At 72.6% G+C, this 13,027-nt stretch carries 9 protein-coding genes; 4 read left to right on the forward strand and 5 right to left on the reverse strand.

Going from position 1 to position 13,027, the window contains the following annotated elements; translation table 11 throughout:
• Nucleotides 1-129: 129 nt before the first annotated feature.
• Both QFW77_RS02255 and QFW77_RS02260 read left to right on the forward strand, forming a co-directional pair.
• On the forward strand, nt 130-1,578 hold the full coding sequence (locus QFW77_RS02255; RefSeq protein WP_280572604.1) for a Tle-like phospholipase domain-containing protein: 1,449 nt from the start codon (nt 130-132) through the stop codon (nt 1,576-1,578).
• Nucleotides 1,579-1,799: 221 nt separating this feature from the next.
• Nucleotides 1,800-2,462, forward strand: a complete 663-nt coding sequence (locus QFW77_RS02260; RefSeq protein ID WP_280572605.1) for an ankyrin repeat domain-containing protein — start codon at nt 1,800-1,802, stop codon at nt 2,460-2,462.
• Nucleotides 2,463-2,567: 105 nt separating this feature from the next.
• Here QFW77_RS02260 and QFW77_RS02265 read toward each other — a convergent pair whose 3' ends face one another.
• Nucleotides 2,568-3,203: a tetratricopeptide repeat protein gene (locus QFW77_RS02265; protein ID WP_280572607.1), complete on the reverse strand. Its 636-nt coding sequence runs from the start codon at nt 3,201-3,203 to the stop codon at nt 2,568-2,570.
• Nucleotides 3,204-3,273: 70 nt separating this feature from the next.
• The gene (locus QFW77_RS02270; protein ID WP_280572608.1) at nt 3,274-5,100 is read right to left on the reverse strand and encodes a putative bifunctional diguanylate cyclase/phosphodiesterase; all 1,827 of its coding nucleotides are present in this window, start codon (nt 5,098-5,100) and stop codon (nt 3,274-3,276) included.
• Nucleotides 5,101-5,307: 207 nt separating this feature from the next.
• Between QFW77_RS02270 and QFW77_RS02275 the strand changes: the two genes are divergently transcribed.
• Together QFW77_RS02275 and QFW77_RS02280 are read left to right on the forward strand one after the other, a co-directional pair.
• The gene (locus QFW77_RS02275; protein WP_280572609.1) at nt 5,308-9,111 is read left to right on the forward strand and encodes an indolepyruvate ferredoxin oxidoreductase family protein; all 3,804 of its coding nucleotides are present in this window, start codon (nt 5,308-5,310) and stop codon (nt 9,109-9,111) included.
• Between the two features lie 21 nt (nt 9,112-9,132).
• Entirely contained in the window at nt 9,133-9,765 is a 633-nt protein-coding gene (locus QFW77_RS02280) for a trimeric intracellular cation channel family protein (RefSeq protein WP_280572610.1), read from the forward strand.
• A 73-nt stretch (nt 9,766-9,838) separates the two neighbouring features.
• On the opposite strand, the gene QFW77_RS02285 is transcribed toward QFW77_RS02280, so the two are convergent.
• The 3 genes from QFW77_RS02285 to QFW77_RS02295 form a co-directional block, all read right to left on the reverse strand.
• Nucleotides 9,839-10,783 carry an aldo/keto reductase gene (locus tag QFW77_RS02285; RefSeq protein WP_280572611.1) on the reverse strand — a complete coding sequence of 315 codons (945 nt, stop codon included), beginning with the start codon at nt 10,781-10,783 and terminating at the stop codon, nt 9,839-9,841.
• Between the two features lie 39 nt (nt 10,784-10,822).
• Complete coding sequence (locus QFW77_RS02290) at nt 10,823-11,419, reverse strand: DUF938 domain-containing protein (protein ID WP_280572733.1); 597 nt, start codon at nt 11,417-11,419, stop codon at nt 10,823-10,825.
• Between the two features lie 11 nt (nt 11,420-11,430).
• Nucleotides 11,431-13,027 (reverse strand): M28 family metallopeptidase (locus QFW77_RS02295; RefSeq protein WP_425603251.1); only part of this gene is annotated, 1,597 nt, incomplete at its 5' end.

Raw genomic sequence — 13,027 nt, forward strand, 5'->3', positions numbered from 1 at the left:
CCACGTCCGCGATCGCCGCCAAGCGCCCGCGCGCAGGGCGGCGGACTCGGGTCAGCCCTAGCTGGCGGCGGCGTCCGCGCTGTCCTAGCGTGGGCAGCGACACGGGTGATGCCCGACCGGAGCAGGGACATGTCCGTCCAGTTCGACAACGCGGTTTCCCTGGCGCAGCAGCACAACCTGCCGCCGCCGCCCGACCCCCAGACCAATCCCGCCGGCTACAACCAGTGGCTGCAGGAAGCGGCACCGTACGTCGCCGAGCCGGCCTACCACCCGCAGTTCGGCAGCCTGATGGCGGCCAATGGCGACACCTCGCCGGTGCCCGCCGGTTCGTTCGCCGAGCAGGCGCGCGGCCAGGACCCGCAGGCGGTCCTCGACATGGACCTCGCGCTGCTCTCCCAGGACGTCTACAACACCGAGGGCGCGACCGCGATCGGCGCCGGCAGCTGGAGCCGGGTCGAGGATCTGCCGCCCGGGATCTCCACGCCGCTGTCCAGCGACGCCAGCGGGTTCCAGGCCGGCATCTATACCGACGGCAACGGCCGCTACGTGCTCGCCTTCGCCGGCACCGACCCGAAGAGCGGCAGCGACTGGCTGACCAACGCCGGCCAGGGCCTGGGCTTCGATACCGCCCAGTACCGCGACGCCATGGCGCTGGCCCAGGAGGCGCGCGCCGAATGGGGCGACCAGTTGGTGATCACCGGCCATTCGCTCGGCGGCGGGCTGGCCTCGGCCGCCTCCCTGGCCACCGGCAACCCGGCGGTGACCTTCAACGCCGCCGGGCTCAGCGACCAGTCCCTGCGCAGCCTCGGCTTCACCCCGAACGGCGCGCGCGAAGTGGCCGCCGACGGCCAGGTGCGGCGCTACAACGTCGAAAACGACATCCTGACCGGCGTGCAGCAAAACGGCATGCCGCTGCCGGACGCGGTGGGCCACGAGCTGCGCCTGGACAACACCAACTTCATCAAGGATCCGATCCGCGCCCACCTGATGCCGGCGGTCCTCAGCGGCCTGGAACGCGGCAACGTGACGCCGGTGGAGACTTCGCCGCTGGACAGCGCCATCGAACGCCCCGGTGAGGCGGTGCTCGACCTCGCCGGCAACGCGATCCGCGAGGGCGGCGGACTGGTGGTGGACACCGCGCGCGACGGCATCGACCTTGGTCGCGACCTGCTCGACTCCGGCCGCGACCTGGCCAACGGCCGTCCCATCGACGCCGTGGTCGGCGCCACCGGCGACGTGGCCGAGTTCGCCCTGCAGGGCACCGGCAACGTCCTCAACCGCGGGCTCGCCCTGACCGGCGACGCGGTCAACGCCACCGGCAACCTCGCCGGCGGCCTGGTCCGCGATCTCGGCGATGCGGTCGGCCTGTCCGGCGTCGGCGATACCGTCGGCGGCTGGATCGAGGGCGGCACGCAGTGGCTGGGCGATGGTCTCGACACGGTCGGCGGCCTGGTCGAACGCGGCCTCGACTGGGCCGGCGACAAGGTCAGCAGCGGCCTGAACACCGCCGGCGAATGGGCCCAGGACCGCTGGAACGATGTCAAGGACAGCAACTGGAATCCGGGCAACTGGTTCTGATGCGCGGTGAGGCGGGGCGCGGTCCGGCGATGACGGTCGGGCGCGCGCCGTTCACCGCGGCGACCGCCCGCCTTCACTAGACTGCCGGCCGCCCCGTGCCGATCGCCGCCATGCGTCCTTCCGCCCCACGTCCGCCGCACCGCGCCCTGCTCCGCTGGGTCGCAGTGCTCTCGTTTATGCTGTTGTCCAGCGCCGCCTGCGCCAGACAGGGAGCCCACCCGGTGGATGCCAACCAAGTCTTTACCGATCCTCGCGTGGCCGAGCTGGCCGCCGCCGTGGCCGCCGGCGACGCCGACGCGGTGCGCGCACTGGCGCAGGCCGGCGTGCCGCTGGACGCGCAGGGCGACAAGCAGACCACGCTGCTGCAGTGGGCGCTGCTCAACAAGTCGCCGCGCGGCATGGAGGCGTTGCTCGAGGCCGGCGCCGATCCGTCCCAGCCCGGCATCGACGGCGACACGGTGATCCACCTGGCGGCGATGGCCAACGACCCGCAATACCTCGAGCTGCTGCTCGCACGCGGCGCCGATGCGAACGCCCGCAATGCCGTCACCCAGTCCACGCCGCTGGCCTCGGCACTGCGCGGCAAGCGCGAGACGCAGCTGCGGGCCCTGATCGCGGCCGGCGCCGACCCCAACGCCGCCGACCGCGGCGGCAACACCCCGCTGCACCAGGCGGCCAAGTACAACGATCCGGTGAACGCGTTGAGGCTGCTCGAGGCAGGGGCCGACCCGAACGCCCGCAACGTCCAGGATGCGACCTTCCAGCAGTTCCTGTTCACCACCCGCGAGGACGTGCTCAGCGGCGAGGCGAAGCGCGGCCGCGAGCGGATCCGCGACTGGCTGCGCAGCCACGACGTGGCGATCGAGGACCCGGGCAGCCGCTGAAGGCCGGCCCCTTCGGCCCCGCCCGCGATCGCCGCCGACCCGCCCGGAACCTCCGGCTTTCGCGGCCATGACCGCCGCTACGCTTCGCGGGCGGGACGGCGCCCGTCAGGGCCAGGCCGGCGGATTCTCGCGCCAGGCCGCGTGCACCTCGGCCAGGGTGGCGCGCTCGTCGTCCTGCCAGCCCGGCAGCAGCGCGCTGAAGTCGCCGGGATCGCGCCACCGTTGCGGGTAGGTGCGCACCGCGGCGGCGTACCAGTCGCGGGCCTCGTCGTGGCGCTCCAGCCGCCACAACACCATCGCCAGCGTCGGCGGCAGCCATTCGGGCCCGGCCAGGCGCCCGGACACGGCGGCCAGCCACTGCTCCAGCGCGGCCTCGGCATCGCCGCTGCGCAGCAGGTCCCAGCCGTAGTTCCAGTGGATCGCTTTGCGCAGCGCACTGCGCTGGGCGGCGTCGTCGAGCGCGCGCTGGTACAGGGCGATGCCGGTTTCGGTGCGGCCGGTCCGCATCGCCGCGTGGGCGAGCTGGGCCGCGGCGCGGTCGGCGTCGCGCTGGCCGCGCTCGATCATCTGCATCAGCCGCGCATGGGTGGGCTCGTCGCTGCCCTCGATGGCGACCACCGGACCGGTGGTGGCCTCGTCCTGGTCGAAATAGAACTCTTTGGGCCGCGGCAGGCTCTGGGCGTGGGCGGCAAACGACAGCATGAGCGCGAGGCCCAGGCCGCGGACAAGCATGGCTTTCATGGCATTGGCACGTGTTCGGATCCCCGCGCGCATTGTAGCGGGCCGCGCCGGCGGCTGCGTGACTGCGCGCTCAGCCGGCGCCGTAGCGCGCCAGCAGCTCCTCGTTGGGCAGCGCCGGTGCGAACAGGAAACCCTGGGCGCGAAAGATGCCCAGTGCGCGCAGGGCCTCGCCCTGGGCCTGCGTTTCCACCCCCTCGGCCACCACCTCCAGGCCGGTCCGGCGCGAGATCCCGGCCACGCCTTCGACGATCGCGCTGTCGTAGCGGTCGTCCGGCAGGCCGGCGACGAAACTGCGGTCCAGCTTGATGGTGTCGATGGGCAGCCGCCGCAGGTAGCCCAGCGACGACCAACCGGTACCGAAATCGTCCAGCGCGATCCGCACCCCCAGCGCCCGCAGCCGCCCCAGGATGCGCGCCGCGCCCTCGGCGTCGGCCAGCAGCGCAGTCTCGGTGAGCTCCAGGCACAGGCGCGCGCGCGGCAGCCCGGTCTCGCGCAGCGCGGCCTCCACGTCCGACACCAGGCTGGGCTGCTCGAACTGGCGCGCCGACAGGTTGACCCGCAGCACCGGCGCGCGGCCAGCGCGCGCAGGCCAGTCGCGTGCCGTGCCGCAGGCGCGTTCCAGCACCGCGCGCCCGATCGGCACGATCAGGCCGGACGACTCGGCCACGTCGATGAAATCCTGCGCCGCGCGCAGCGTCCCGTCGCGTTCGCGCAGCCGCAGCAGCGCCTCCGCGCCCAGCCAGCTCCCGTCGCGCAGGTCGATTTCCGGCTGGTACCAGACCTCGAGCCGGTCCTCGGCCATCGCCTCGCGCAGCGCGCGTTCGGTCTCCAGGCGCCGCAGGAGTCCGCGATGGTGCTCGGCATCGAAGACCTCGCAGCGGTTCTGGCCGCCGCTGCGCGCGCGCTGGCTGGCCAGCTCGGCGTTGCGCAGCAGCGTTTCGGCGCTGGGCGCGGCCAGATCGCCGGCGAAGGCGATGCCGACCGAGACCGCGCGGCCGGCGTCCTGCAGCAGGTCCAGGCTGCGCTCGGCGATGTCCAGCGCCTGGGTTTCCAGCACCTGCCCATGCGGCAGCAGCGCAAACGCATGCTCGCGCACCCGCGCCAGGGTCGCGGCGTCGCCGAACGCGAGGCGCAGCCGCGCAGCCGCCTCGACCAGCAGCGGCGCGTCGTTGCCGACGACGGCGCCCGGCTCGAGCTGGAGGTGGATCGCCGCCACGCCCCGCGAGCCGCTGTGCAGCGGCCGCAGCGCGGCGTGCGCGACCTCGAGCAGGTGATGGCGGTTGGGCAGCTCGGTGAGCGGATCGTGCAGTTCGAGATAGCGCAGCCGATCCTCCGCCTCGCGGCGGCGATCGATCTCCGCGGCCATCGCCACGTAGTCGCCGATGCTCGCGGCGAAGGCCTGGTCCTCGACGCTCCAGCATCGCTGCGCTCCGACCTGCTCGTGGCAGACCACGCCCACCACCTCGCCTTCGCAGCGCACCGGGGCGTCCAGCATCGAGACGATGCCGTGGCGCTGCAGGTAGCCGGCCAGCGCCGGATCGGCGGCGGTCAGGGCGCGGTCGCCGGCCAGATCGGCGGCCTCGATCACCCGCAGCTCGCCCAGCCGCGCACCGTACTCGCTGCCCAGGGCCAGCACCTCGTGCGATCCGGGCGGATCGTGTTGCGCGCCGGCGCGCAGGTAGAGATGAATGCAGGCGAGCCGGCTGCGGGTGGGGTCGAGCAGCCAGACGCCGACGCGGTCCGCCTCCAGCGTGGAAGCGGCGATCTCGCAGATCCGCGCGTACGCCGCCTGCAGGCTGCAGCGGTCGTGCCAGACCTCCCGGGCCAGCGCCACCAGGGCCTGGTTGTGGCGGCGCGCCCAGGCGCCGCTTTCGTTTCGATCGGTTGCCTGCAGCATGGCCGACATCCCTCTCGCCCCCTCACTCGGTGGACGTGGGGTTCCCCGCCCCGACGCCGCCATCCTGCGCCCGTTCGCCGGCCGGCGCCAGCTCGCGGCCGCCCAAACGGCAGCGCGGGGCCCGCTGATACAATTTCCGGCTGCCCGGGCGCCGCTTCACGCCGCCGCGGCCCGCCAGCGATCCGTTCGCAAGCCGAAGACTCCGCCATGACCAGCACCGCCGAGCTCTCCTCGCCCGCTTCGGCCGATACCGGCCTGACCCGCGGCGTGGTCGACCCCGACTACACCCTGGAGCACCGCTACACCCGCACCGACGGACGGATCTACCTCTCCGGGGTGCAGGCGCTGGTGCGGTTGCCGCTGATGCAGCGGCTGCGCGACCGTGCGGCCGGGCTGGACACCGGCGGCTTCGTCTCCGGTTACCGCGGCTCGCCGCTGGGCGGGTTCGACCTGGAGCTGTGGCGCGCGCGCAAGCACCTGGAAGAGGCGGGGGTGAAATTCCAGCCCGGCCTCAACGAGGATCTCGGCGCGACCATGGTCTGGGGCACCCAGCAGACAGGGCTGTTCCCGGGCGCACGGGTCGATGGCGTCTACGCGATGTGGTACGGCAAGGGTCCGGGCGTGGACCGCTGCGGCGACGTGTTCAAGCACGCCAACGCCGCCGGCACCGCGCGCCACGGCGGCGTGCTGGCGCTGGCCGCCGACGACCACGCCTGCCGCAGCTCGACCCTGCCGCACGGCTCGGAGGGCGAGTTCACCAGCGCGATGATGCCGGTGCTCAACCCAGCCGGGGTCCAGGACATCCTCGACATGGGCCTGCTGGGCTGGGCGATGAGCCGCTACACCGGCCGCTGGGTGGGGTTCAAGACGATCGCCGAGACGGTGGAGTCGTCGGTGTCGGTGGACGTCGACCCGTTCGCGCTGCGGATCGTGACGCCCGAGGATTTCGAGCTGCCGCCCGGCGGCCTCAACATCCGCTGGCCCGACCCGCCGATGGACCAGGAGATGCGCCTGCACCGCTACGCGGTGAAGGCGGCGCAGGCGTTCGCGCGCGCCAACCGCATCGACCGCGTGGTGATCGACGCACCGCAGCCGCGGCTGGGCATCGTCACCACCGGCAAGAGCTACCTGGACGTGCTGCAGGCGCTCGAATACCTGGGCCTGGATGCGCGTGCCTGCGCCGAACTCGGCATCCGCGTCTACAAGGTCGGCATGACCTGGCCGCTCGAACCGGTGGGGATCCGCGCGTTCGCCCAGGGGCTCGAGGACATCCTGGTGGTCGAGGAGAAGCACGGCTTCATCGAGGGCCAGATGAAGGAGCTGTTCTACAACTTCGATTTCGGCCTGCCCGGCGGCGGCCGGCCGCCCATCGTCGGCAAGTACGACGAGGCCGGCGAGTGGATCCTGCCTTCCACCGGCGAGCTGACCCCGGCGCGGATCGCCGCGGTGATCGCGCGCCGCATCCAGCGTTTCCACGACTCGGAACGGATGCGCCAGGTGCTGGCGTGGATGGAGCGGAAGGAAGGCGAGCTGGCGCTGCCGCGGGCGCAGTTCCCGCGCGTGCCGCACTACTGCTCGGGCTGCCCGCACAACACCAGCACGCGGGTGCCGGAGGGCTCGCGCGCGCTGGCCGGAATCGGCTGCCACTACATGGTGACGTGGATGGACCGCGACACCGACACCTTCACCCACATGGGCGGCGAAGGCGTCACCTGGGCCGGCCAGGCCGCGTTCACCGACACCCCGCACGTGTTCCAGAACCTCGGCGACGGTACCTATTTCCATTCCGGGTCGCTGGCGATCCGCCAGGCGGTCGCGGCCAAGGTCAACATCACCTACAAGATCCTCTACAACGACGCGGTGGCGATGACCGGCGGGCAGCCGGTCGACGGCAGCCTCAGCGTGCCCGACATCGCCCAGCAGATGCGCGCCGAGGGCATCGACACCATCGTGGTGGTGAGCGACGAGATCGGCAAATGGTCCAGGCCGGAACTGTTCCCGTCGGGCGTCGAGTTCTTCGACCGCGGCGAGCTGGACACGGTGCAGCAGCGCCTGCGCGAGGTGAAGGGCGTCTCGATCCTGATCTACGACCAGACCTGCGCCACCGAGAAGCGCCGCCGCCGCAAGCGCGGCAGGATCGAGGACCCGGCCAAGCGCGTGTTCGTCAACACCCTGGTCTGCGAGGGCTGCGGCGACTGCGGGCAGAAGAGCTTCTGCGTCTCGGTGCTGCCGCAGGACACCGAGTTCGGACGCAAGCGCGCCATCGACCAGTCCAACTGCAACAAGGACTACAGCTGCGTCGAGGGCTTCTGCCCCAGCTTCGTCACCGTGCACGGCGGCAGGCCGCGCAAGGGCCGCAAGGTTTCCGCGGCCGAGCGCCTGGCCGAGCTGCCGATGCCGCAGTTCCGCACCGACCTGGCGCAGCCGTGGAACATCCTCATCACCGGCGTCGGCGGCACCGGCGTGGTCACCATCGGCGCGCTGCTGGGCATGGCCGGGCACCTGGCAGGCCGCGGCTCGACCGTGCTCGACCAGACCGGGCTGGCGCAGAAGGGCGGCGCGGTGACCACCCACATCCGCATCGCCCGCGCACCGGCCGACATCCACGCGGTACGCATCGCCGCCGGCGAGGCCGACCTGGTGCTGGGCTGCGACATGGTGGTGGTCAACGACTACTGGGCGCTGTCGAAAATCCGCGCCGGCCGCAGCCAGGTGGTGCTCAACACCTGGGAGGCGATGCCCGGCACCTTCACCACCCGCCCGGACATGGAGTTCCCGGCCACCGACATCGTCGCCGCGATCCAGGGCGCGCTCGGCGGGGAGGCGCCGCTGCTGGTCGACGCCACCCAGCTGGCCACCGCGCTGATGGGCGACGCGATCGCCGCCAACCTCTTCATCCTCGGCTATGCCTGGCAGCGCGGGCTGGTGCCGCTGTCGCTGGAGTCGCTGATGCGTGCGGTCGAGCTGAACGGCGCCGCGGTCGAGATGAACAAGACCGCGTTCGCCTGGGGGCGGCTGGCGGCGATCGACCTGGCGGCGGTGGAAGAGGCGGCCGGGATCGTGCGCAACGCACCGACCGCTGCAGAGTCCACGCCGCACCTGCTCGACGCGCTGCCGCCGGGCGACTGGGAAGGCAACGAATGGGGCGCCACCAGCGCACCCAAGCCGCTCCGTGACGAGGACGACCTGCGTCACCTGCCCGCCTCTGATCCGACGCCCGCGGACCGCCCGCCGCTGTCCGCCGCCGGCACCACGGAAGGCGGTGGCAGCGCCCGCGGCAGCGGCGGCCGGGCGGGTACCGGCGATGGCAATGTCGCCTTCCTGCCGCTGGACGACCTGCGCCTGTCGCGCTCGCTCGACGAGCTGATCGCCCGCCGCATCGCCTTCCTCACCGACTACCACGACGCCGGCTACGCGCGCCGCTACGGCGACTTCGTGGCCCGGGTGCGCGCGGCCGAGGCGGAGAAGGCGCCGGGCTCCACCGATCTCACCGAGGCGGTGTCGCGCTATTTCTTCAAGCTGATGGCCTACAAGGACGAATACGAGGTGGCGCGGCTGTATACCAGCGGCGAGTTCCGGCGCCGCCTCGAACAGCAGTTCGAGGGCGATTACACCGTCCACTTCCATCTGGCCCCGCCGCTGCTGGCCAGGAGGAACGAAAAGGGCGAATTGCAGAAGAAGGAGTTCGGCCCGTGGGTGTTCCGCGCCTTCGGCGTGCTGGCGAAATTGCGCCGCCTGCGCGGCACCGCGCTGGACATCTTCGGCTACACCGCGGAGCGGCGGATGGAGCGGCGGCTGATCGAAGACTACGAGCGCACCGTCGGCGGACTGCTGGAGAAGCTCGACGGCGGCAACGTCGACCTCGCCGCGCAGATCGCCAGCGTGCCCGAGCACATCCGCGGCTACGGCCACGTCAAGGAAGCGCATCTGCAGGCCGCCAGGGCGCGCGAGGCCGAGCTGCTGCGCGAGTGGGACAACCCGCTGCGGGTGGTGCAGGTGGCGGCGGCCTGACGTGGATCGCGGTGCGCGCGCATGACGACGGCGCTACCGGTCCTGATACTCGACCTGGCCGGCACCTTCGCGTTCGCGATCAGCGGCGCCACCCTGGGCGTGCGCAAGCGGCTGGACCTGTTCGGGGTGCTGGTGCTGTCGTTCGCGGCCGCCACCGCCGGCGGCATCGCCCGCGACACGCTGATCGGCGCCACCCCGCCGGTCGCGCTGGCGGACTGGCGCTACCTCGCGGTCTCGCTGCTGGCCGGCCTGGTCACCTTCTACTCCCACGAACGCGTGGAGCGGCTGCGCAACCCGGTGCAGTTGTTCGACGCCGTTGGCCTGGCGCTGTTCGCGGTGACCGGGGCAGGCAAGGCACTGGCCGCCGGGCTCGGGCCCAGCGGCGCGGTGATGCTGGGGATGCTGTCCGGCATCGGCGGCGGCATCGCCCGCGACCTGCTGGTCGCGGAGATCCCGAGCGTGCTCCGGCGCGAGTTCTATGCCGTCGCGGCCCTGCTCGGCGCGGCCTGCGTGGTCGCCGGCGACGCACTCGGCTGGCCCGCCGCCGCGTCCACGATCGCCGGCGCGGTCCTGTGCTTCGCGCTCCGGTTCATGGCGATCCGCCGCGGCTGGCAGCTGCCCGTGGTTGGGGGCCGCCGCCCACCCCGGCGCTGAGGCAGGCTGCTCGGGGCCGGCGACGGACATCGCCACCGGAGCGATCGACCTCCGCGACCTGCCCTGGTAGCGCTCAGAGCGCCTCGATGTACGCGGCCATGCGCTGGCGGCCGGCCTCGTCCGGCATCCGGCCACTGGCCGCGCCCATGTTGTCGAGCAGGTGGCGCGGCTTGCTGGTGGCCGGCGTGGCGCAGGTCACCGCCGGGTGCGAGACCACGAACTTGAGGAAGAACTGGCCCCAGCTGGCGATGTCGTAGTCGGCCGCCCAGTCCGGCAGTTCCCGCCCCTCCACCTTTTCCCACAGCCGCGTGCGCCCGAACGGCGCGTACACCAGCACGCCGATGCCGCGCTCCTGCGCCAGCGGGAAGATGCGCTGCTCCATCGTTCGGTTGTCGACCGCATAGTCGACGCCGATGAAATCCAGCGCCTGCTCGCGCATCAGGCGCTCGAGCTGCTCGTACTGGCGCTCGACGGTGGTGGTCAGGCCGACGTAGCGGATCCGCCCGGCGGCCTTGGCCTCGGCGAGGATCGGCAGTTGCGTCGCCACGTCGCCGAGGTTGTGCACCTGCACCAGGTCGACCGGCGAGCCCGGGGCGCGCGCCAACGACTGCTCGAGTTGCGCGCGCGCGGCGGCCGGGTCGGCCGCACCGCCGCCGCGCGGGGCGACGTTGAGCTTGGTGGCCCAGAACAGCCGGTCGCCGAGGCCGGCCTCGCGTGCGGCGCGGCCCGCCACCTCCTCCGCCGCACCGTAGCTGGGGGCGGTATCGAACACGCGGCCGCCGCTGCGCACCAGCGTCTGCAGGATCTCGCCGATGGCGGCGTCGTCTCCCTCGCCAGCCAGCCGCGAGAACGAGGCGGAGCTGCCCAGCCCGACTACCGGCAGTTGCTCGCTGGTGCCGGGGATCGCCCGGGTCAGCAGCGCGCGCGGGCTGTCGTCGGCCAGCAACCGCCGCGGGCTGATCGCCAGGGCCACGCCGGCGGCGATCGACAGCTTCAGGTATTCACGTCGCGTGATCATGGTGGAGCCTCGTTCCCGGATGGAGTCCCGTTTCTACCACTACACGGCCCGCCAGACGAGGCAGCGGTTGTTGGCCGGCATGGCGACGTCGGCAACGCGGTGCAGGCCGGCGGCGGCCGCGAGCGCGTCCACCGCCCCGAGATCGCGGATGCCGGAATGCGGGTCGCGCGCCCGCAGCCAGGCATCGAAGTCGCGATTGCTGTCGCTGGTGTAGCCGCCGGCGTCGTTGAACGGCCCGTAGACCACCAGCACGCCGCCGGGCGCGCCAGCCAGTATCCGCCCGGCGCCGCGGAAGAACGCCTCCACCCCGTCCCAGCCCATGATGTGCAGGGTGTTGGCGGTGAACACCGCATCGGCGTCGAGCGCCGGCCACGGCGGCTGCAGCACGTCGAGCGCGATCGGTGGAGGCGTGTTGGGCAGGCCGGCCTCGTCCAGCCATGCGCGGATGCCCGGCAGGTTGTCGGCGAGGTCCGAGGTCTGCCAGGCGAGGTGCGGCATCGCCTCCGCGAAATGCACGGCGTGCTGGCCGGTGCCGCTGCCGATCTCCAGCACCCGGGTGCGGTCTGCGAAGCGCTCGCGCAGCACCGCCAGGATCGGCGTGCGATTGCGCTCGCAGGCGGGTGCGACCGGCTTGATGGCCGCGCTCCCTAGCGCCGGGCGTCGTCGGTCGGCGCGCGCGCGGCCCTGAATTCGCTGTCGTCGTTCCACGCCGGCCACCCCGGCGAATCCGCGATCTCGCGCACCAGGCGCAGCACCACCTCGGTATCCGCGACCGGGCCGCGCATGTCCCACCCGTCGCCGAACTCGTCCCCGGGCTGGTGGTAGCGCTGCGCGAAATATTCCGCCCGCGCCGCCTTGCCGCCTTCCACCCCGCCCTCGATCTGGTCCATGCCGGGGCCGATGGTGATCGCCGGTACGCCGGCCTGGGCGAAGGCGAAATGGTCGGCACGGTAGAAGAATCCCGCTTCCAGGTCCGGATCGGGCGAGTACGTGCGCCCGCCGGCCACCGCCGCGCGTTCCAGGTCGCGCTCCAGCGAGACCTTTCCCACTCCCCAGCTCGAGATGTCGCGGGTCGGGCCGTCCGGACTCCACATCTCCATGTTGATCGCCGCCGCGGTGGTCTCCAGCGGCCGCACCGGGTTGGCGGCGTAGTGGGTGGCGCCGAGCAGCCCGCTCTCCTCGGCCGTCAGCGCCGCGAACAGCACGCTGCGCGCGGGCGGCGGGCCGGCCTTCAATACCCTGGCGATCTCCAGCATCGAGGCGATCGCCGTGGCGTTGTCGACCGCGCCGTTGATGATGGCGTCGCCGCTGGCGTCCGGCTGTCCGACGCCGAAGCTGTCCCAGTGGCCGGAGACGATCACCGTCTCGTCCGGGCGCTCGCTGCCGGGCAGCAGGCCGAGCACGTTGCGGCTGGTGATGCGGCTGCGGGCGACGTCGAACTTCGCCGAGAACGCGGCATCGCCGAGCGCGTGCGCCCGGAAGCCCGGCTGCTGCGCCGCGCGCCTGGCCTGCTCGAAGTCGAGCCCGGCATCGGCGAACAGGCGCTCGGCCACCGCGCGCTGGATCCAGCCGCGCACGCGCAGGTGGTGACGGTCGGCGTCCACGCGGACGATGTCGAACTGTGGCGCGGCGCGGCCGTTGCGCACCGTCGCCCACGGATAGGCCGCCGGCTCGGTCTCGTGCACGATCAGCACGCCCGCGGCGCCGCGGCGCGCGGCCTCGAGGTATTTGTAGGCCCAGCGGCCGTACCAGGTCATGGCGCGGCCGCCGAACCGCCCCGGCGCGGTCTCGAAGTCGGGATCGTTGATCAGCACCACCACGATCTTGCCGGCCACGTCGAGACCGGCGTAGTCGTCCCAGCCGAGCTCGGGCGCGGCGATGCCGTAGCCGGCGAACACCAGCGGGACGTCCTTCATGTCGACCGCACCCGCGGGGTGCAGGGTCTCGAGCGCGATCTCCTCGCCGTTGGCGAGCTTGCGCGTGGTGCCGGCGACGCGGAAGGCAGCCGCGACGGGACCGGCGATCTCGCTGCGCTCCAGCGTCACCGCCTGGGTCCAGCCGCCGCCGTCGCCGGCCGGTTCGAGCCCCAGCTCGGCGAACTGCGCGGCGAGATAGGCCACCGTTTTCTCCTCGCCAGGGGTGTCGGGCGCGCGCCCCTCGAACTCGTCGGAGGCGAGGACGCGCAGGTGCCTGGCCAGCGCGTCGGCGCTGATCGCGGCGCCGCCGGTCCCGGCGGCGGCGCCC

This window comes from Luteimonas endophytica (assembly GCF_029887875.1).
Taxonomy (GTDB): domain Bacteria; phylum Pseudomonadota; class Gammaproteobacteria; order Xanthomonadales; family Xanthomonadaceae; genus Luteimonas; species Luteimonas endophytica.